12 protein-coding genes and 3 riboswitches are annotated in these 21,616 nt (G+C 44.8%); of the genes, 3 read left to right on the forward strand and 9 right to left on the reverse strand.

What is annotated here, in order from left to right; translation table 11 throughout:
• The 3 genes from NBH16_RS17405 (at position 1) to NBH16_RS17415 (ending at position 7,125) form a co-directional block, all read left to right on the forward strand.
• Complete coding sequence (locus NBH16_RS17405; RefSeq protein WP_048927101.1) at positions 1 to 4,905, forward strand: Ig-like domain-containing protein; 4,905 nt, start codon at positions 1 to 3, stop codon at positions 4,903 to 4,905.
• Positions 4,906 to 4,937: 32 nt separating this feature from the next.
• On the forward strand, positions 4,938 to 6,221 hold the full coding sequence (locus tag NBH16_RS17410) for an Ig-like domain-containing protein (RefSeq protein WP_227154235.1): 1,284 nt from the start codon (positions 4,938 to 4,940) through the stop codon (positions 6,219 to 6,221).
• A 346-nt stretch (positions 6,222 to 6,567) separates the two neighbouring features.
• A complete protein-coding gene (locus NBH16_RS17415) occupies positions 6,568 to 7,125 on the forward strand; it encodes a DUF2284 domain-containing protein (RefSeq protein WP_009016835.1) in 558 nt (185 codons plus the stop codon).
• 108 nt (positions 7,126 to 7,233) lie between these two features.
• Here NBH16_RS17415 and NBH16_RS17420 read toward each other — a convergent pair whose 3' ends face one another.
• The 9 genes from NBH16_RS17420 to nrdG all read right to left on the reverse strand — a co-directional run bounded on the left by NBH16_RS17420 (position 7,234) and on the right by nrdG (position 21,589).
• On the reverse strand, positions 7,234 to 8,952 hold the full coding sequence (locus tag NBH16_RS17420; protein WP_009016836.1) for a PD-(D/E)XK nuclease domain-containing ATP-binding protein: 1,719 nt from the start codon (positions 8,950 to 8,952) through the stop codon (positions 7,234 to 7,236).
• 74 nt (positions 8,953 to 9,026) lie between these two features.
• Positions 9,027 to 10,127 carry a PepSY-associated TM helix domain-containing protein gene (locus NBH16_RS17425; RefSeq protein ID WP_250788911.1) on the reverse strand — a complete coding sequence of 367 codons (1,101 nt, stop codon included), beginning with the start codon at positions 10,125 to 10,127 and terminating at the stop codon, positions 9,027 to 9,029.
• A 14-nt stretch (positions 10,128 to 10,141) separates the two neighbouring features.
• Entirely contained in the window at positions 10,142 to 12,481 is a 2,340-nt protein-coding gene (locus tag NBH16_RS17430; protein ID WP_009016838.1) for a TonB-dependent siderophore receptor, read from the reverse strand.
• A gap of 76 nt (positions 12,482 to 12,557) precedes the next feature.
• A riboswitch (cobalamin riboswitch) is annotated at positions 12,558 to 12,754 on the reverse strand.
• Positions 12,755 to 12,868: 114 nt separating this feature from the next.
• Positions 12,869 to 14,206 carry a threonine/serine exporter family protein gene (locus tag NBH16_RS17435; RefSeq protein WP_044544886.1) on the reverse strand — a complete coding sequence of 446 codons (1,338 nt, stop codon included), beginning with the start codon at positions 14,204 to 14,206 and terminating at the stop codon, positions 12,869 to 12,871.
• Positions 14,207 to 14,259: 53 nt separating this feature from the next.
• Positions 14,260 to 14,459: riboswitch (cobalamin riboswitch) on the reverse strand.
• 17 nt (positions 14,460 to 14,476) lie between these two features.
• On the reverse strand, positions 14,477 to 16,333 hold the full coding sequence (locus tag NBH16_RS17440) for a DUF5074 domain-containing protein (protein WP_044544885.1): 1,857 nt from the start codon (positions 16,331 to 16,333) through the stop codon (positions 14,477 to 14,479).
• Positions 16,330 to 17,610 carry a hypothetical protein gene (locus NBH16_RS17445; protein ID WP_044544884.1) on the reverse strand — a complete coding sequence of 427 codons (1,281 nt, stop codon included), beginning with the start codon at positions 17,608 to 17,610 and terminating at the stop codon, positions 16,330 to 16,332. Before NBH16_RS17445 ends, NBH16_RS17440 begins: the two co-directional genes overlap by 4 nt.
• A gap of 9 nt (positions 17,611 to 17,619) precedes the next feature.
• On the reverse strand, positions 17,620 to 18,774 hold the full coding sequence (locus tag NBH16_RS17450; protein ID WP_039848533.1) for a YncE family protein: 1,155 nt from the start codon (positions 18,772 to 18,774) through the stop codon (positions 17,620 to 17,622).
• The gene (locus NBH16_RS17455; RefSeq protein ID WP_044544883.1) at positions 18,771 to 20,786 is read right to left on the reverse strand and encodes a TonB-dependent receptor; all 2,016 of its coding nucleotides are present in this window, start codon (positions 20,784 to 20,786) and stop codon (positions 18,771 to 18,773) included. Before NBH16_RS17455 ends, NBH16_RS17450 begins: the two co-directional genes overlap by 4 nt.
• Before the next feature lie 53 nt (positions 20,787 to 20,839).
• Positions 20,840 to 21,048, reverse strand: a riboswitch (cobalamin riboswitch).
• Between the two features lie 40 nt (positions 21,049 to 21,088).
• On the reverse strand, positions 21,089 to 21,589 hold the full coding sequence (nrdG, locus tag NBH16_RS17460; protein ID WP_009016844.1) for an anaerobic ribonucleoside-triphosphate reductase activating protein: 501 nt from the start codon (positions 21,587 to 21,589) through the stop codon (positions 21,089 to 21,091).
• Positions 21,590 to 21,616 lie beyond the last annotated feature (27 nt).

A 21,616-nucleotide genomic window follows, 5' to 3' on the forward strand; every position in this document is an offset into this window, starting at 1 on the left:
ATGAGACGAACACTTTACTTAAGTATGGTCTGTTTGCTATCGGCTCTGTTGGTAGTAGGCCAAACCGGTTCGCGGGATCTGAATCCGATAGAGAAACAGAAATTGCAATTACCTGAATTACCCGGTTCGCAGGCACGAGCCTCGATGCTTCGATCCAATGAAAGCGTGGATTACACGAAAGGTACCTTTATCGTAAACGAAGATTGGTACGGGCACCAAAACAGTTCGGTGAACTTCCTGTCGGATGATGGGACTTGGACATATAACGCGTTCCAAAGAGAGAATCCGGGACATGAATTGGGATGTACGAGCCAGTTCGGTACGATTTATGGGGATTTGTTGTATATCGTGTCCAAGCAATCAAAAGATGGTGCGGCATCTGTAGAGGGAAGTCGCTTAGCGGTAATTGACGCGAAAACGATGCAAGTGAAGAAGGAATTTCAGACGATCAACAGCGCAGGAGCTGATGGACGTTCTTTTTTAGGAGTGGATCTGACGAAAGGTTATATCGGAACGAGTAATGGTATTTATGTTTTTCATACAGGATACGATGAAAAGACCGGAAAATATGATGAAAACCAGATGTCTATCGAGGCCAGCGCAATCGGAGGAACGACGGGAATTTCTTCCAGCGATTTGTATCATTCACAGATTGGAACCATGATCCGTGTTGGAAAATATGTATTTGCGGTACATCAAACGAAAGGATTGTTGGTGATCGATCCGAAAGAAGATAAAGTTATCAATATGATATTGAAGCCCGAGGAGGATAGTAATCATGGCTTGGGCTCTATCGTGCTTTCTAAAGATGGTAATTTATGGGCTAGCGTGACATTCGAGTTAACTGGTACCGGAGCGACAATGCCTTATATGTGGAAAGTGAATCCATATACGTTAACAACGCAAAAGGTAGATATACCAACAACGGATGGTATTGAGGAGATTCCCAACTCTTGGTATGCATGGACCGCCGATGGTTTCTGTGCCAGTACGAAAGAGAATAAGATCTATTGGAAAGGACAAGGCTCCGGTAGTTGGTTCACGGGATATAAGATTTTCTGTTATGACATAGATAAGGATTCTTTTTATCAAGTATTCGACTTTACAAAGCTAGATAAAGGAGATTGGCGTCTTTATGGTACGGGATTCCGTATTGATCCGGTGGATGATAATATGTATTGTTTCCTTTATCATGAATTCTTAAACCCGGAACATGAATTAGCGGTAATTAAAACAGACGGAAGAGGGGATACGAACGGAACAATGGTAGGTCGCTATCCTTATGAGAAAGTGAATTATTGGTTCCCTGCTTTGCCTGTGTTCCCGGATAACATGGCTCCGACAATCACAGACGGTTTACCTAGCGAAATTACGTTTTCCGCTGAAAATACGAAGTATAGTAAATCAATGGATGAGATTATAGAAGATGGTGATAATATGATTTCAGCGGTTGTTACTACGATTGTGAATCCGAATCCGGAACTAATTAGTGCGGAGGTGATAAATAACACGTTGACTATTGCTCCGATCGTGGAGAGTATCCAAGAAGTGAAAGAAATTCAACTTAATTTTGAGTTTAACTCAAATGGTAAGATCGTAAATAAACAAGTTGTCGTAAAGTTGACAACTTCAACAGTAGCTCCTTTTGAGTTTAATGAAAAAGAGGTGACACTGGAAGGAAAAGAAAAAACTTTAACATTGGCTGTTACAGGATTAGCGGAAGAGACAATAGAATGGAGTAGTTCTCATCCTGAAATTGTGAGGGTTTCGGAAGATGGTACTGTCATTGGTGTCACTTATGGTACTGCGATAATTACAGCGAAGAGTAAGATACGCCCGACACTTTCTGCGAAATGTTCTGTTACTGTCAAGCGTCCAGCAATGACATTAAAGGAATCTTCTGTAGAATTATATGTTGGAGAAACAAAAGAAAGAGTGCTGACTCCTGTAGATAATAGAATAGAATTAGGAGAAAAGATAGAGTGGACTTCATCCGATGAAAATATCGTAACGGTGGAAGGAACGGCATATTATGCGAATGTTACTGCTCATTCTGCTGGTGTCGCTGAAATTATTGCGACAATTAAATCGGAAATAACCGGAGAAACTTTGTCTGTAACTAAACGTAAGGTAACGGTAGAAACATTTATACCTGTCGAAAAAATAGAATTGCGATTCGCATCTTCAGGAGAGTTGCTGCCAGAAGATGTCATAACGATGAACCTGAATGACAAGCTACAGCTTTCCGCTATTGTTAGGCCGGACAATGCCAGTTCGAAGGATTTGAAATGGTCTTCTAGTGATGAAACTGTTTTTTCTGTTAGTAATGCAGGAGTGATACAAGCAAAGGGTAGTGGTGAAGTGACTATTACTGTTTCAGCTGCGGGTAGTGATGCTTTAGCTTCGTGTCAACTTTCTTGTTCGTTTGAGTATGAAGGTGCGGCCTTTAAAAATAAGACTGTAAAATATAATTATAATGATGGTGCCGGAGAGTGGTTTTTGGAAATTCCTGTTGTTTTTAAACCAGCTAAGCCTGATTATATTGATATTATAGATGCTAGAGTTGAAGGAGATTTAGCGGATCGTTGGGGATTTGACAGTTTTGACGGTGAGAATTTAGTTTTGAACTGTTATGATGATACTCAAGGGACAGGAACACTTATAGCGACAGTCCAGGACTCGCAGACAGGGGAAACGAGTGAAATCTCTTGTCTTCTGTGTAGTGCAAATGATTTAACTAAGTTCGAATTGGAAAAAAGTTCATTGTTTATGAAAACCGATGAAACTTTTCAGTTAAAACCTCAAATAGAGTGGGGAGACGTAGAACCTGTAAAAGTCTTATATGTTTCATCGGATGAAACGATAGCTTCTGTTGATGATGGAGGATTGGTTACGGCCCATAAAGAAGGGAAAGCAAATATTGAAGTATATCTTGAAAATGGTTTGGCTTCTACAGAATGTCAGATAACTGTTGCAAAAGTTGCTGCTGCCAGATTAACAATTCTTGTACCAGATAGAATTGTGAAAGTGGGACAAAATGAAAGGTTTCAGTTCACCGCAAAAGTTTATCCTGATGATGTTAGTTTCTCTTCGGTAAAATGGAGTGGTTCTACTTATATTGATGAAAATGGTTTATTTCAATGTCGCAATATGTCTAAGCATACAATCATAGCAACATCGGAAGATGGTCAAGCGTCTGACACGTGTATGGTTTATGTACAAGGAGAAATACCTCTAGAATCCTTTAGTGTAGAACCTAAAGATATATTATGGGATATAAATGATGGACAGGTTTATGATTTGCGCTCTAAATTTAAATTTAATTATTATCCAATGAATTCGTCTTGCGCTTCTAGTACAATGCTTCCTGAAGTGGTTATCGAAGATGAGGATATTATTACTTATGTAAAACCGGATCCCTCAGGATTGAACGGAGGTTATAAACCATCAAAGGTTGGGACAACAGGAGTTGTGTTTGAGGCGATAGATGGCGGTTTTAAAGATTCTGTTCAAATCCATGTGACTGATAAGAGCTTAGGGGTTTGGGGTGTGACTTTAGAGTCTTCTCAAAGAGTAGCGGCTATTGGTGAGCATTTCACTTTATCTTATGAAGTACAAACTGATCCAACAAAGCCGGATGTGGAAAAAAGTGTGACATGGACTAGCAGTGATGAAAATGTTGCGACAGTTAATTCTAAAACAGGAGAGATCCAAGCATTAGCTGACGGTGAAACGGCAATTCGAGTGAAGACTGATACTGGTGGGTTTGTTGCGACGTGCACATTGTCAGTGGGAAAGGGTATTATAAAAGTGACAGGTGTTTCTTTAAATCAAGATCGGCTGGAGTTGCTAATAGGGCGTTCTGCTCAATTAATAGCGACAGTTCTTCCGGAAAATGCTAAAACAAAAACTGTAAACTGGTCAAGTGATAATCGATTGGTTGCGGAAGTCGATGAAGATGGCAATGTTTCCGCATATGAGGAAGGAACTGCTACGATCACGGTAACAACCCTTGATGGAGGCTATACAGCTACTTGTAAAGTGATTGTTTCTGCGGAACTGGAAAAACCGGGGGCAAATGTTACGGGTGTTAGCCTAAATGCGTCTTCTTTGTCTTTGAATAAAGGTGAGGAGGCTGTATTAGCAGCGGTGGTATCTCCATCCAATGCGATTAATAAATCAGTAACTTGGAGTTCTTCGGATGCCACGGTAGCCACAGTAACTAACGACGGTACGGTTAAGGCCGGTATCGCCGGTGTAGCTACAATTACGGTGACAACAGATGAAGGTGGTTATACCGCTACTTGTGAAGTAACGGTAATAGATCCGAATTTGGAAAATCCCGTGGTTGAAGTAAAAGATTCCACGGCTATATTAACATTTCCGAAAGTTCCGGAGGCTACTTTCTACGAGGTGTTTATTTATAAGTACGTAAATGGGATACCTGTATTATTTGGTGTTTACACGGTTGATGCAGAGGGTAATATCCTTACTGGCTTGATGAGTGAGCTTCGTTCTGGGGAACAAGAAAAGATCAAGGTCTCTATTCCTGAATTAGATGGAAGTTCAGAATATATCGTAAAAGTTACAGCTATCAAGGAAGGTGATGGTAGGCAAGAGATATTAGGAACATTCTATAGTGAGCCATTCTCCACATCCGGTCCGGTGGGTAATGAGGCTATCGGTGTTGGTGAAGCGATGATTTATTACTATGAAGGTCGATTGCATTTGAATAATCTGGAAGGTTATTCTTGCTATATTGTAAATATGAATGGCGCTATATTGGATCTTTTTAAGATATCGGGAATTAACGAGTCTCATCCAATCCAATATTCAAGAGGTGCTTATATTATAGTAGTGGTAAAAGATAATGATCGGATGAGCAAGACGATCGTTGTTAAATAAATAATGTATTAACAAATTAAACATTGATGAGCATGAAAAAGCTTTATCTTTTTCTCGCATTAATCTTAATGGCGGGAAGTATCAGCGCACAGCGTATGGTACAAGGTGTGTTACGTTCGGATTTACCGGCGGAAAAACAGAAAGCGGCTTTGATGTCCGCAAGGAGTAACCGTACTTTTTCTTTTGACAGTATTGATTTCTGGGTAGGTGATGGTGAAAACCGTGCGGCTATAGTTTTGACTTGGCATGACACTGATAAAACCGTACCCGATAATATGGTATGGGGATATCGATGGTCTGCTGATGTAGATACCATTTCTGGATTGAGCCTATTTGAGTCTGTGATGAAAGCTGATCCCCGTTTGGTTGGATTGGTTCAATATACAGGTTCAATGGGTTATACGATTAATGGCATTGGATACTGTGAACCAAGAGCGACTTCAATGCAAATATCTTTTCAGTTAGACAGCGCTAAAGCTCATGTTAGTTATACTTATCCAGATAATGCGGCAACACTTGCAAGAACTGCTATAAACCAAGGAAAATCATCAGGTGTTATTTATCATCCATTTGGTTCAAATGGAACAAGTTATCCTGCTTATGATTATGACTATTGGGTGGCTACGGCTACGGCAACTAACCACTGGTTCGCTGGTTGGTATTCCGGTTATTGGAGTTATTTCGTTCGTGATTCCTATACTCAAGATTTCTCTTATTCCGGATACGGGGCATCAAGCCGAAAAGTCCAGAATGGTACTTGGGATGCTTGGAGCTGGAATAGTTTTATGGGAACGACATCGGGAACAGAACCGGGTGATAATTTAGTAGCGGCAACTCCTATCATTTGGCTTAATAAGAAAGCTATTTCTTTGAGTGGAAGTGGAACCTATCAATTAGTTGCGTCTGTACAATCTGCTTATGCTTCTTTAACGGGTGCGGTATGGTCTTCTAAGAATACTGCTGTTGCGACAGTTGATCAAACGGGTAAAGTTACGGCTGTAGCTCCGGGTACAACTGAAATCAAATTAATTACAGCTAATGGTAAATATAACACGTACTGTAAAGTAACCGTAACCGGTACAGCCACGAAATCAGCGGCCGCAACCGCAAACATCTCTTATTCCGACAATACCTTGCATGTAAAAGATCTAGCCGGTTATACCGGTTACATCACGAACACCGCAGGTTCTGTAGTATCTACTTATGCGATCACCTCTTCTGATGACGTGAAAACAGTAAACTTGAATAAAGGTGTTTATGGCTTTACAGCGGTAAAAGGTACAGAGAAAGTCTCTGTTAAGTTTGTCGTGAAGTAAATCATCTCTTGATTTCGCTAGAGCGCTCTCTCTTACTCATGAGAGTACTCTAGCGTTACAGATTCCGTGAAAGATGTATGATCTTACGGCGATAAGATTATACATCTTACAACGGTAAGATCATACATCTTATAATGGTAAGATCATATATCTTTTTATCGGACTACAAGCTAGCTTCTTTTGGGTTAATTTGCGTTCCTTGCGACGATCCCGGAGTATATCACCATAATACCATGCCATTGTTTTTTCATTGAAAGCTTCACGTGTAGCTGTACTGTGTTCCCTGTATTATAATGTATGTAGTTGCTGATTTTTTTATTTCTTTACAAGAAAATTTTCTTTTCATATGATCGAATATAAAAGCTACGATTATACAAGAACCATCCCTGTGGATGATTATATCTTACGTTATCGGGATGAGCGGCGTTTCATGGCCTATTGCCGGGAGTGTCGTAGGTATGGAAACAGTTGGAGTTGTCCGCCTTTTAATGATTCGGAGGACTATTTATCCGGGTTTCGGAATCTATTGATTGTTTGTACGCGGATTACTCCTGTCGTATTGGATGTACCGGATGCGGTGGAAGCGGGGCAAGAGTTGATGCACCGGGAAAGGAGCCGATTGGATAAACGTCTTCTTGCGTTGGAGGAGGAATATAATGGACGGGCGTTTTATGCCGGTAGTTGTATCCTTTGCCCTTGGGAAGAGTGTGCACGTAGATCTGGTAAGGCTTGCCGCTACCCCTCGCGGATTCGTCGTTCCCTTGAAGCCTGTGGGTTCGATCTGGGACGTACTACCTCGGAGTTGTTCGGTATAGAGATGAAGTGGTCCGAGAATCGGAATTTGCCGGAATATTTACTTCTGGTTAGTGGATTCTTATCTGATAGGGAAACCCCGATTTGGTAAGTTAACTTACTTCGTCGATGGAGTTAACTTACTTCGTCGATGGAGTTAACTTACTTTACCGATGAAGTTAACTCCGTGAAATGGAGGAGTGGTACGGCTAGGCTTTATTTATTCGGTAACCTCCCAGCATTTCCATCCTTTATTGGCGCAGATATATACAATGTACGAGCGTACATTATATATAGGGAATTTCAGTTTGGTATCCTTGGCGTAAGCACGTACTTGCGCCACGTCCTCGGGGCGAGGATCGTTTAGCGCCAGCATGTGTTCGGCCTCTTTCGCCTTGAAATACTTGAATTCCACGATGCGATCGTCTTTGTAATAATCCGTGCCGGGTATGCCGGTCATCTCGAAATCGGAGCGGCCCGCCGAGTTGTTCTGTTCGATGGCGAACGTATAGTAACTACTCAAGTAGCGTGAGCAAAGCTCGAAGAAGGAGCAACGGATGAAGTTCTCGTTGATCTTGTCGAATACCTGCGCCGGGAACTGCCCGAGATACTGCTCGAAGTAGTTTTGTACCAACGGTTCGAAACGGCGGTCTTCCGTGAAGCGTTCGTAGGTGGGTACATAACGGGGAGCGCCACCTTCTATATGGTTCATCTCGTTGTAATAGTCCATGTAGATGCTGCGCATCGTGAGGTTGGGTAACACCATACGGTAATTATTCCTCAGCGTGGTCATGCCCAGATAGAAGAGGCTGACCGGATAGAAGTTCTTATCGAAGAATTTCTTCTTGTTGAACTTACTGGATAGGTCGGCGATGTTGTAAGATAACTCATCATTGATAACCAAAGCATCAAGCATTTCTTTTGCGTTTTCCATGGATAGGGTCAGACGACGGATCCAGCTGATATCGGTACGCAGGTTCTCATCGACCAGTTCAGAGGGGATAAAGCCATTCAGCGCCGCGAAGTTCTTAAAGAAATAAGTCAATATCGTAGAGTTGAACAAAGGCTCGGCTCCCGGACGGAAACGATAACCATCATAATTATTTACGATGAGTTGCCAAAGCTCCTCAAAGGAGTCTTGCCCCATACCATATTTGTCGATGACATACCTTAGGTAAGCGTTGGCCTCCTCATAGGTAAATCCCAGCATATTTAGGAAGCGTGGCTGCAAGGTGAGGATCTCCGCTATATTGTACCCGCTCGTCAGGTCGTCCATCGTTACGGGAAGGACACCCGTGCAGAAACAAGTTCGGATACTGCCTTCGCCAATACCTTTCTTTATTACCTTGAAGAAGGTACGCAGGAAGCTGTCCTTCGTGGTTACTTGCTCATAGAGCGGATCCTTATAGGCGGTTAATAATTGATTGGTGAAATTATCATATTCGTCTATCAATATGTAAACCTTCGGGAGGTCATGCTCACGGGCATACCCCAAGGCCTCTTCCAGCATTTGGGAGGCATTGCCTTTGGTGGTAAACTGGAAGTCTTGGAATAAGTCCCGGTTGTGTGTCACCATGATCTCCACGGGAGAGCAATTCAAGCGGTTGAAATTCCGCTCCAACCCCTCCATGTCATCTGCCATGGCCATAGCGGAGAAATCATAGCGTACGATCATGTAGCGGCTATGTTCCTCCGTCGGGTGTTCCCCGATCCAAGTGCCGCCGAACAATTCCTCGAAACGATCGGCCTTGGTGCGATCGTAGTAACAGGCAAGAGTGGATACGAGTAGGCTTTTCCCGAAACGACGGGGACGCAGGAAGACCGGGGCGTTGTAGTTCTCCAATCCGGGGATAAAGCTCGTTTTATCCACATAATAGAACTTACGCTCCCGTAAATCTATAAAATCCGCTACCGCATAAGGAATCGTTATTCGTTCCATGACATTTCTTTTTTCGTATATTACACAATACTACAAATATATAAAAATTCCTTATGCGATGAGATTTCCTGGACTTATGTTTTCCGGAAAGGGTATTGTTTCTGCCGATGGCGAATAACCCAAATGTAAAAACCAGTGAAATAGAGAAACGGTACGGCTAGGCTTATGAGGATCCATAGGATTCTGGAGAAGTGCCCGAGGAAAGTGCCGAAGTGGACAAAGTACATGGAGCGGACAAGCTTCTCGGCGGCCGGTTTGTCTTTCCATAGGTTTGTGGCGACGACCTTTCCGGTGATAGGATGGATGTAGATATGGTTGCTTCCCGTTCTTTCGAAGTCCCCTTCCTGATACATCCGTACGGAGAAGACAGACGTGTTGTCTTTCGGGAAGAAGATCATTGTCGGGGTTCCCTCTTTGAACTCTTCTTGGGCGGTCGCTAAAACGGAATCCAATGATACCCAATCACCTGTGTATTTATCTGTTTTTGGTGCCGGTGCGACTGCTTTTCCTGCGGATATGGATTCAAAGAAAGATTGATATTCTTTCTTGAACCCGAAATAAGAGCCGGTAAAAGCGATGACCAGCAAAAAGAGGGATGTACATATACCTATGATGGAATGCGACTTGAAAAGCTTGGCTCTCAAGCCCATCTTTCGGTGCACGGAGAAGATACGACGCTTGGGTAATAATAGAAAGCCGGAGAGAGTTAGGAAAATCAACAGGAATCCCGATAAGGCGACGATGGTCGCTCCTTGCTTTTTCAATAGCAGGTTCACGTGAAAGTCGTATAACCATTGAAAAACCTTATGCCGGTATCTGTCCACTCCCGTAACTTCCCCTGTATAGGGATTGACATAGATCTGGATACGGCCTTTCTCATCCGGGAATGTAGTACGGAAACTGTAGGCGCAATCCTCGCCTCCGTATAAGACCATATTATTGATCTTAGCTTGTGGATATTCGTGCCTTACGTTCTCTAGCAAAGTTTGCGGCGACACGGTTCGGGAGGCTGGCTTGACAAAAGCGATATCCTTGACAGATAGTTTTTCAAGTTCCGGCTTGTACACGATCGCTGTGCCGGAGAGGCATATTAGGGTTATTATTAGCCCTAATATGAGTCCGGTGTATAAATGTAACTTTACTATGATCTTTCTAATGATCGAATTATGCGACATGTCTTGTGCCTTTTTTAGAAGTTGACCGCTAGCATAACCATCAGCGTCCTGGCCGAGCCGGGGAATAAAAGATAGTTCCCTTGGGATCCGGTATAATATTCTTGGTTGAATACGTTTTTCAAGTTCGCCGAGATCTTGTAGAAACTGCGCTTGTAAGCCACGAAACAGTCAACCAGATGATAGGCGTCCAGATCGATCGTATGTGCCATGTTTCCGTAGGATTTACCTTGGAAGTACCAACCACCGCCGAAAGATAAGCCTTTAACCGGGCCTTTACGGATTAGGTAGGAGGTCCATAGGTTGAACTGGCTTGGTGAGATATTGGCCAGTTGCGTACCTACGGGATAGGTCTCGTCGTTCGTTTTCGTTACCTCGGCATGCGTATATGCGTAATTGAAGGCTACGCTCCAACTGGGAGTGATCTCTCCGTTTACCGAAAACTCTATACCTTTGCTGGTCTGCTTGCCGATCAGTATCTTATATTCCTCGTCTTCTGGGTCTATCGTCGGCAAGTTGGTCTTCGACAAGGTATAGAAGGCTAGGCCGGTGCTCAAGCGATCGTTGAAGAATGATTTCTTGACTCCCGCTTCCCATTGTTTAGAGGTAATCGGGTCGAATGCCTCGCCATCCTTCGTTTGCCCGGATTGAGGGACAAAAGACTGACTGTAGGTAGCATATAGGCTCAAGTCGGGCATGGGCAGATAAACAAGACCCACACGAGGCGAGATGGCAAAGTTGTTTTCATCCGTTTTTTTATCCTTAATATAATTATCTTGTTTATCGTTCACCCAGTCCGCACGGGCACCAAGCAATAACTTCCATTGATCGGAAAAGCTTACTTGGTCTTGTAGATAGATTGCGTAGGTACGTTGGGTGATACGTAAGTCTGTACTCTGTTCCATCTCGAAATCAACTGGTTCTTCGGAATATTCCGGATGAACATAACTAATCGGGGTGTACATATTCCCTTTTACTTTCCTTCGGTTGGTAAGCCATCCGTATTCCAAGCCCGCTATTACTTTATGCTGGATGAAGCCCGTCTTGAAGCTGCCGTTCAATTCCTCCAATACATTGGTATAATTGATTTTTGCGTCCCAATGTGCCAAACGGCGGGTAATCGTGCTGTCCTTCTGAGGGGTTTTCATCTGGAAATACAGACGATCCTCATGCGTGAAATATTGGCGGGCGGAACTTCTGAATGACCAGTTCTGGTTGAAACGGTGGGTCAACTGGAAACCAACGCTATTATTGGTAAACTTGCCATAGGCCCACGGTTCGCCAAGGAATGTCTTGAATCCGTTATCTATCACCTCATTGTTGATATGCAAAACGCCCGGATCCTGTGTCCTTTTATCCCGGAAGATATCGGCATCGATATTAAGGGTGGTCTTGCGTCCTAAGTCAATGTCGATGACTGGGGTGATGTCGTATCGTTTGCTGTTTTGCGGTTTCCTGAATTTGTCGGCATCTTCATACATTCCGTTCAAGCGGTAACGGATGGTCTTTTTGGTGTTCAGCGGGCCGGAAATGTCGATAGAGGCTTGCTTATAGTCGTAACTGCCGTATCTGATCGTAGCGCCATACCGGGGCGTATATAAGGTCGGCTTGGTGATAAAGTTGATGATACCTCCGGGCTCTACCGCTCCATAAAGGACAGATGCCGGGCCTTTGAGGATCTCTATACGCTCGATACTGGATAGCGCGTCGTTCGAGAACTTTAGGTATCGTACCCCGTTCCTGAAATAGTTACGGGAGTTCGTCATGGAGAAACCACGGGAAGAGAAGACCTCGTTGATGTTGGAAGCCTCGCCGGAAGGTCCGCCTTTCACGCCGCCCAGGTTCCTTACGGCCTCGGTCATGGTGGTAGCCTGTTGGTCTTCCAATAATTTCCGGGTCGCTATGCCTACGGTTCCGGGTATTTCCATCACGGGGATATCCATACGGGTAGCCGAATTAGCGATGTCGGAGTTATAACTCTGTGGTTTTGCCCCGACGATATCTACCTCGGGTAATCCTAATAGTTTGTAAGATAACTGAATCTCCATCTCGTAATTTCCTTCTCCCGCGGGAATATCCCGGATCGCCGAGACGGTGTTGTAACTGTTGGTGATTAGTACGTGGTCCTTCGTGTCCTTTAGTGATAAGGAGAAATACCCATCCGTATCTGAAATAACCCGTATATCCGTACCCTTAATGTAAATGACAATGTTTGCCATCGCCTTGTTGTCTTCATCTACGACCGTACCGGATATGACTCTGGAACTTCCCTCGGATGGCCTACTTTGAGCGACCGTCCGGGTGCCACACAAAACAATCCCGCTAACAATTAGCAGGAACAAATAAAAGTGTCTCATAATGTATAAAAATTAATTACGCAGTTTACATCTCTAATGTAATCGTTCCACTAGTTCCCCAAATCCCGGGAGAATCTATTTCTTTTTTTATCTGGCAGGTTTCCTGACTAACCCGGAAAGCGACCTTCCCATCTTTAGAAAAGACAGTGGCATGAAGAAGCTTTCCTCTTTACGGGTTTTACAGTAGCGGGCTCTGTTCCGGAATCTAACCGAAATTCCCTTTTATAGACTTGCAGAATGCAACGTCTATCACCAAGACATCACAAAAGTATAGTATTGATAGGGCTTTTTTTAATGAAATATGTTAAATATATTGAACGTGTTAAACAATTTGGCATATCCTTATGCGATAGTTTTTCCCGGACTAATCTTTATGGAAAAGTTTTTTCACCATTCAATGAACTTTCCTCTTTCCCGGCGCTTTTCCAGTTCCTCTTGTAAATGTCGTTGGCGATCTTTGGCGATGTAACGACGGGCGAAGATGTTCGGGACAGCTACACCGAGTGAGATACAAAGAATGATGAGTGCGGAATTGATCCCGTTGAAGAATGCGTTTGTGACCTCACCGACTACTCCATGCAGGTTTATAAATGCCAGTAATGAGCGATACATGAGTACTCCCGGAATCATAGGAATGACAGATGGAATCGTCAATACGTGATTGGGAACATGGCACCAATGAACCGCTTTTACGGCAAGGAGGCTGACTACGAAGCTTCCCATAAACGAGCCGATCACAGGACCATAACCTAATTCGAAGTTCACAAAGTTACGGGTACATACCGCAATGATACCTCCTACGGCTACCACCCATAATAATCGGCGTTGAATATTGAATATCATGGAGAAGCCTATGGCGGAGATAGCTGCCGCTAATGCATATATGTAGTACGGGTCATGTGGAACCATATTTAATTCACTGAACTTATGATCTATCTCGACATCATTCATGACAAGTACCCGCATGGCGAATGCGATACCGAAAGTCATGGCGGCTACCATCATGACCGTATTGGAGGCCCGGGTGATGCCGACAAGCAAATGATTGTCTAGCATATCATCCACGAAGTTAATCAAGGGTACGCCCGGCACGATAAATAAAGCGCAGGCTAATAATGGATGATAAGGAGTGTCGGATAGCCCGGAGAAGGAGGATGCGTATGCCAAGCAGGTGGATACGAAAGCGGCCGCGGCGATACTCATATATACGTTAAGTCCAGCCTCGACACAGCGGGCCCGTACCCTAAACCCGACGAAAGCGCAAATGGAAGCGAATAGGAATGCCATCCAGTCGCATCCGAATAGCTTACAGAATCCTCCGCATGCGAATCCCGCTCCGATAGCTACGATATAAGGGGTATAATTCCGGGGTTGGTGAACGATCTTCTCCAGTTCTTCCTCATATTTATCCAAGGAATAATCTTGCTCGATCGCCCGCCATGAAAGCTTGCTTACCTGTGAGATTGTCGTCATGTTAATGCCATGCTTCTCGCATTTCTGGAATTTGGAGAATGAGTTTCGCTCATCGCTTACGTTTACCATGATCATGGTCCACCGGATATCGATATGCAACTTCTCCTCGGGGATCCCCATAAAGGCGGCAACTCGTTTCATGTTTCGCTCGATACGATTCGTGTCGGCGGCGCTTTCCATCAACAACTTTCCTGTACGGAGCAAAAGATCCAGTTTGCGCCGTAACAACAATACTTCCTTGTCTGTCATCATTTTCTTTTTGTTCTTATATTGTCTGTGTATCCTATGTCCTAACCCACGAGGACATGAATCTGAAATGAATGGCAGGTCTTCTGACTAGCTCCCATCCTAATGCCTTCCCGACCCTATCGCGTCAGTGGCGAAAGTAGTATTAGAATGTTCAACAGAGCTTCACAGCAGCGGGACTGTCCCGGATTCTCACCGGATTCCCTTTTAATCCGTACGCCCGAATAGGCACTACGGAACCAATTCGGGCGCAAATGTACGGAATTTTTTTTATATTTACTTCTTAATCATCCGTAGAGACTCTGTCTTTCCTCCGGTTATGATACGGATGAAATAGAGGCCTTGGGATAGATCGCTTACGTTGATGGATTCTCCGGGATTGATCGTGGATTTCCGGACCATTGTTCCGCGAGATGTATAGATCTCTATCTTCGCCGGGGTATCGATATTGATTTGTATCGAGTTAACCGCCGGGTTCGGATAGATTTTCAAGGTCGGCTGCGAGACCTCTTCTATGCTTGTCGGTGCTTCTTCGGTTGTTACGACCATGTTCTTGGTGACGATCTTTCCGTTCGAGTTGAAGCGGACGGTTATTGTAGCCTTCTGATATTCCTTGATATCTGAGGTCGTACTGATGATTAAGGAGTCATTACGAACGATCGCGTTAATCGGGCTGGAGGGAGTAACGGATGAGACTGATTTTACGATGGCGGCATCCATATTGTCCTCATCGGTCACCATATTGCCTAAAGCGAGTTTATAGACTGGCTTTTCCTCGGTTAATACGATAGAGGAAGGGAAACCGGAAGATACTACCGGTGCGGCGTTATCCGGGAAAACCGGGATAGCCGGGAACCAATAGTTGACGATCATCGAATATTCTTGTACCACTTCGCCTTTGTTATTTATACGAGCTAACATGTGCGTAGGATCTTGGAACTCATGATACAAGAAGGTGTATAGCTCGTCGGTTTTTGGGTTAAGGCGAAATCCGGTTCCGTACAAGCGCCAATCCCAGTCCTGTTTTCGGAGGTCGATTAGCTGGAAGAATTGTTTCTTGTCAATATCATACCCACAGATTTGATACCCCGTGAACCAACTGCCTTCTTTCGGTTGTCCGTTCCAGTAAATCTTATTTTCTTTGGCACTGGCGCAGAAACCGTCGGCGGTCCATGCGTACCAAGAGTTTGGAACGACACCGATGGTCTCGCTTAACGGGATCTTTACCGTGTCCACCTTAAAGGTATAGGGGTTCAAGTTCAGCATATATTCCAAGGCGGAACCATCCCCGGCCGTATTCTGGGTCATGCTGATCCAGAGCGTACCATCCTTGGATTGAACGATAGAGCCGAAACCTCGTTGAATCTCCTTCTCTAGCCCTTTTACAGTCTCTTTCTCGATCGGGGCGGCGATGGTACGGATAATTTTATCGGTTTTCGGATCTATTATTAATAAACCATATTGTTGATGGACGGCAAAGACAAGGTCGTTAGCACGTACCATGGTACCGATCTGGGCATAATACAACTCACCGTATCCATCGGCGTTCGGATTTCCGGAACCTTCTATTTGTTTGCCGATCGCCATCTTATCGCTATCGTAGATCCAGATACCGTTGCTGGTTCCTATATAGCCTTTGTGCTCGTCTACCGGAAGATAGGAACGGCCGTCGGCTATGGATTTGCCCTCGGCGTTTTGGGCGATATACTTGAATTCCTTGATCACCTTCATGGTCTTGGCATCGCATACGGCAAACCGGCTTCCGGTGATTTTTGCCCCGGGATCTCGTTCTTGCTTAGAGACTAGGTAGAACTTATCGCCATAGATCGTACCGAATTGCGTGGTACATCCTAACTCATGCCCCGGATTCTCGGTCTGGAAGACACGATAGTGCCATTCTCCATCTTGAGTAAGGAAATTGACGGTACTGTTCTGATGGCCGTACCAATCCTCGTTTACGATAAATGTACCTTGACTGTAATCCATATCCGTGGAACGCAGGATGGAAGATTGTGACGGTACATCCCTCATTTGGACCCGATCGATGCCGGCGGCGATCCATGAGGTATTGCCTTGGGCCATTAGGCCGCTCGTGGCGAACGTACAGAGAAGTAAGGTAATCGTCTTTTTCATAAGCCTTTTATTTTTAAGATTGCTTGATCGTATTGTAATTTCATTTGTTCGCTTACCGGATCGGGTACGATGATGGAAGGGGTGGCGATGTGTAAATCCTGCGCACGGATAATCTCCGTCGAGGTCTCTCCGATCCAACCGCAATATTGGTTTACCGCCGTGTATACCTTGATAAAGTCCACGCCGGGTAATTCCACCTTATTGCCTTCCGCGTCCACGGCCCATTCGATATCGAAGCTGTTCAGATCCTTGTAATCGTTCGGATGGTTATCCACGTATCCCCATGGATACGAATAGAGTACGTAGTATTTACCCGTATCACTCTCGTCCGTAGCGTTATCCTTTAACCGGGTACCGGAGAAAGTCAAGGAATTCTCTTCAATCCATTTCGGATAATAACTTTGCGTATGATATATATTTTTCGCTATATAACCGGTATTGCCTTGATTATCTTTCCATGGTACATAAGTAGCGTCACTCCATTGCTGGCCCATGTCTGGCTCGGGGATCTTGTTGGGATCTGGACGATCATAGGTAATGCGATAATTCTTGATGGTTTCCGGTTTATAGTATTCACTACCGGCCAGTTCGTACCATTCATCGTCCAGTAAGCCGTTCAGGTTCGTGTCGAAAGAGACCATGACAATACCGGGCTCGCAGCTGCCTCCCTTTTTCTCTTGATATTCCGGCAGGTCGGAATAGAAAGAGTTCCCAAGGATCATAAAGTCCTTCTTCCCTTTGACGTTGATGACCGTATGGTCGAAGCCGAAGATAACGTATCCTCCGTATCCTCCGAGGGAGATCATCACGTCATTCGTACCGGAGATATTCTCCTCTACCTTTTTCAGGATGGTTTCTTTCGTATCGCCTTCCTCGTATTCGGGCATCGTATTGACGAACTGACCCGGTGCGGGACAAAAGTCGTATACCTTGGATAGGTAAGGACTGTACTCTATATCCTCCTGCATCACCTCGAAACGAAAATCGTGCTTATAGGGGGTCTCCTTATCGATGATCTCGAAGGTCATCTGATAGGTGCCCGTATCTTTCGCAAGGAAGATATAAGAACGTTCGGTAGATACGAGAGAGTCCGTCCCGTTCCGGTGCAGTGTCCACCGATACTCGTCGCCGGTAAAGGCCGGGCTGAGTAGATAGGTTTTCATGCGGGGCAGATAATAGACATCATCGATACCCAAGCTAACCATCTGTATCTTGTCTTGGGTACAGGATAGAAATGCTAGGAAACCTGAAATGAATAGATATAAAACTTGTCTCATAACGCTGTTCTATTTATAAAGGAAAACCATATGGGCGGGGATATCCCCGGTACGTACGCCCCATTTTCGTATCCCGTTCTTATCGTAGCAATAGAGGGTCCCGCTGGATACGTAATTCTTGGCATCGGTGACGAAGATGTCTTTCGTATAGGGATGGACCATGATCCCGTATGGGATACGAATGTCTTTCTCGCTACCGTCGGTGATAAAGTTCGTGCTGATCACCTCTTTGGTACGGACATCTATGATTCCGTACGAGATGCTGTTACTCTGCGTATTCACGTTCCATTCCGTACTGTAATAGAAGAGGGAATCTCCGCTGATGCAAAGGTTGGAGCAAGGGATATTCAGGGTATCGGTAACCACCATCTCATTATATCCTTTTCGCTTTTCCAGTACATACAGGTTGGAATGTACCGTATCGTAATCTCCCCGAGAAGTTACCCATAATTTACCGTATTTATCCGCACGGATACGGTGCAGATTGATCCCTACCGGAATCTTTTGGACTTGCTTGAAACGGTTTAGTTCGATGACGGAAACCGTATTGTCGTACTCCGGGGCACGATAGCCTCCGGAATTCACTACGTAGATATATTCACCCAAAATCTCTAATTCATCCGGCTGGTAGCCGACAATGACTTTAGCGTCTATTTTCAGGCTGGTCGTGTCTACCCGATATACGGCTCCTTGTGGAGCATTCGGGTCGATTTGCACGGGGCCGACATAAGAGGTTACATAGGCGTTTCCCCGGTAAAAACGGATGTACCGGCAGTTAGGAATGTCTATTTGCGTGATCCGCTCACAAGTCCGGGCGTCCAATACTTCTACTTTATGGGAACAATTGACTACAACATATAGCTTACTTCCGTAAATCTGGATATCATTGCCTACATCGCCCAACTCCTTGACCACGTTTGGGTTCCGTTCCGAGTAGAGGTTACGGATATAATAACCGTTCACGTAATCCAGATAATCCAGCGTACATTTATTGCTTCCCATATTCCCCTCGTTCACTAAATACATCCCTTGAGGATTCGCCTCGGGGTGGATACCATCGGAGACCAGCTCGTATTCCGATGGAACTACGATCTCGATCTTACGGCAGGATGAAAAAGCGCAACCGATCAGGATACCTATTATATATAATGTATGTCTTTTCATATCTCGATCGTTAAAGACACTTTGTAATTTCGTTTCGGCATCGGATAATTCAGGATCACGTCGTAGTCTTGGCTTAACAGGTTGTTTACCTCTACGGCAGCCTTGATAAGTCCGAATTTGAATTTCAAATCTTTCGACAAGGAGATGTCGCTGGTGTACCACGGTTGCGTATAATTGTATTTGATATTTTCCTGCTGGTTATACCGCTCTCCCACATATATGAAACTATAGTTGAGGTTCCATCCCTTGAAAGAGGCTTGTGCGATGGCGGAGCCGCTATGCCAAGGGATATAAGGGATTTGATCTCCGTAATAGGTATCCGAGGGATCCGTGAAGTCTTGGGCCTTTTGATAGGTGTATTGTACGCGTAGCGTGACGAACAAATCTTTTACCGGATTGACGGTCGTTTCCGTACTGACATCTATACCTTTGATTTCTACCTTACCCAAATTCAGCATCGTCCAACGGAACTGCTGGCCTTTGGGGTAAGCGATGATCTTGTCTTTCACCTTGTTGTAATAACCATCCGCCTGTATCTTGAAGCGATAGAAAAGATGGTTCTCCCATGTTTTCGTGTAAGCGAAGCCGGCATCATATTGGGTTACGTATTCCGGGTTTAATTTGGAGTTTCCCATATCGGCGTAATACAAATCGTTGAAGGTGGGCATGCGGAAGATCCGTTTATAGAAAGCGCGTACATTAAAGTCTTGTTTCTCGAACGGCTTATAGGAGGCGAACACGGCGGGTGTGAGGATTTGCCGGGCTTCCGGTGCGGGGCCTTCTTCTACACGGTCGTTGATAAAAGTCGCCAGTCCGCTGGCCTGTAATTTTACTTTTCCTAACCGGAGCGCCGTAGCGACCGAAAGGAGGTTGGTGAAGCGTTCCGGGTAAACGAATCCATACATATCGGCGTTCATCTTGTTCCATTGCAAGTCGTAAGAAGCAGAGACATCCCAGTTCGAGAGGATGGAGTAGACATTAGCGGAAGATAGGTAAATCTCCCGTTGCTTATACAGGTTATCTACATGAATCAGCTTGTCGTCGTTGTTCACATAATGCGTACGGTAGAAAGCGTATTTCGCATTGACCTGTGTCTTGAATTTACTATTGATTTCTTTGATATAGGAGCCTTGCATGAAAGAGTTCGTATCCCATACTCGTTCGCCGCGTCGCCATACGTTGTTTACGATAGCCCCCGGGATACCTCGTTCGGAATTGTAGTTGTAGAACTTAAGATTCCAAGTACCGTCGCTCATCTTGCCATACAATCCGGCCTCTAGGCGGGTGGCGTTGATATCCCCGTTTTCCCGGACGGCGGTCGTATCGTAAGCGATCTCTCCGGCAGGGTTGATACGGCGGTAACGAAATTTGTATTTACCGCTTCCGCTTAACCATTCGGCGCTGAAAGAGGCGGCTACGTTTTCTGATATCTTATATTCGAACAGGGCCGAGGGATTGATAACGTCGAAGGAACCGACTTTCATCGTGGCACGGATATTCGTTGTTTTTCCTTCTTCGAAACGAGGACGACGAGAACGCAGATAAAGCGTACCGGCCGCACCGAAATCTTTCGCGGATTGGAAGATATCGCTCTTCTGGCCATTGTATAAAGAAATCTCCTCGATATTGTCTAAGGAATACATTCCGAGGTCTACTTGTCCGTTTTGCGCGTTGCTTAATTCGATACCGTCGTAGAAAACACCCATATGGTTCGTTCCCATGCTTCGGATGTTTACGGTCTTGATACCTCCTACGCCCCCATAGTCTTTCAATTGGACGCCCGAGAAGTAGCGCAAAGCATCCGCTACCGTGTGGCTGTTCAAATTTTGTAATTCTTTCCCCGATAGTTTTTGGGAAGGAATTACCTCTTTAAAGCTGAAACTCCGGGCCGTGACCGTAACTTCGTCCAAGTGTTGGATAGAGTCGAGTTTGCTTTGTCCATGGGACATACCTATCGCCAGCATCGATAATACGCAAGCGAGGTATCCCTTTCTAGCAAAGGATAACACCATTATTTAAAACCTGTTTAGAAAATGATTCGTACCAAGCCGCTCTGTCCTCGCGAACGACTTCTCCCTAACTGGCAGGTCTTCTGACTGACTCCCATCCCGAAAGCCTTCCCGATATATATCCTTATATACCAGTGGCGAAAGTGTTTCCGGAATGTTTGAAATAGAGCTTCACAGCAACGGGACTGTTCAGGAATTACACCTGATTCCCATTTAATCCGTAACCCCGGTTGGGTGAAACGGAACCAATTCGGGACAAAGGTATGAAATCTTGTTAATATCCGGGCTATAATTGGAGAATTTCCTTAAATGAAAGGGTTGTACTTGTATGTTACGATTTCCTTTTTATTTAAAGAAGCTTGTACGTCAATTAACCGTTGGTTGCTGCTTCCCCGGAATAAAAGGCTCTCATCCCGAAGGGTTTGTTTGTAGCGGCCATCTACCAATACGTCGATATAGGATAATAAGGCGGCTTGTGCCGGGTTCTTTATCAGGTCCTCGAATTTATATCCCGTGTAGCACCAGATCGTCTTTTGGCTTTTTTCCTTGATCGCCTTGGCTACCTCGGTGAAGCCTTCCGGCTGGAACATGGGATCTCCACCACTGAAGGTGACGTTGGCGAACTCGTCAGCCAGCACTTTCTCCACGATCTCTTCCGTTCTTACTTTCTTTCCTTTATGGATGTCCCATGATTCGGGGTTGTGGCAACCCGGGCATTTGTTCGGGCAACCCGCCGCATAGATGGCGGTCCGGAATCCCGGACCGTCTACGGTGGTATCTTCGATGATATCTATGATAGACAACATGGTAATTGAAAATTGACAATTGACAAT

The sequence above is a fragment of the Parabacteroides sp. Y3-G-102 genome (assembly GCF_023656845.1).
Taxonomy (GTDB): domain Bacteria; phylum Bacteroidota; class Bacteroidia; order Bacteroidales; family Tannerellaceae; genus Parabacteroides; species Parabacteroides distasonis.

Bases quoted from the DNA above. Each gene is read 5' to 3' on its own strand.
- NBH16_RS17405 (WP_048927101.1), top strand. From the start codon at position 1: ATGAGACGAACACTTTACTTAAGTATGGTCTGTTTGCTATCGGCTCTG.
- NBH16_RS17410 (WP_227154235.1), top strand. From the start codon at position 4,938: ATGAAAAAGCTTTATCTTTTTCTCGCATTAATCTTAATGGCGGGAAGT.
- NBH16_RS17415 (WP_009016835.1), top strand. From the start codon at position 6,568: ATGATCGAATATAAAAGCTACGATTATACAAGAACCATCCCTGTGGAT.
- NBH16_RS17420 (WP_009016836.1), bottom strand. From the start codon at position 8,952: ATGGAACGAATAACGATTCCTTATGCGGTAGCGGATTTTATAGATTTA.
- NBH16_RS17425 (WP_250788911.1), bottom strand. From the start codon at position 10,127: ATGTCGCATAATTCGATCATTAGAAAGATCATAGTAAAGTTACATTTA.
- NBH16_RS17430 (WP_009016838.1), bottom strand. From the start codon at position 12,481: ATGAGACACTTTTATTTGTTCCTGCTAATTGTTAGCGGGATTGTTTTG.
- NBH16_RS17435 (WP_044544886.1), bottom strand. From the start codon at position 14,206: ATGATGACAGACAAGGAAGTATTGTTGTTACGGCGCAAACTGGATCTT.
- NBH16_RS17440 (WP_044544885.1), bottom strand. From the start codon at position 16,333: ATGAAAAAGACGATTACCTTACTTCTCTGTACGTTCGCCACGAGCGGC.
- NBH16_RS17445 (WP_044544884.1), bottom strand. From the start codon at position 17,610: ATGAGACAAGTTTTATATCTATTCATTTCAGGTTTCCTAGCATTTCTA.
- NBH16_RS17450 (WP_039848533.1), bottom strand. From the start codon at position 18,774: ATGAAAAGACATACATTATATATAATAGGTATCCTGATCGGTTGCGCT.
- NBH16_RS17455 (WP_044544883.1), bottom strand. From the start codon at position 20,786: ATGGTGTTATCCTTTGCTAGAAAGGGATACCTCGCTTGCGTATTATCG.
- nrdG (WP_009016844.1), bottom strand. From the start codon at position 21,589: ATGTTGTCTATCATAGATATCATCGAAGATACCACCGTAGACGGTCCG.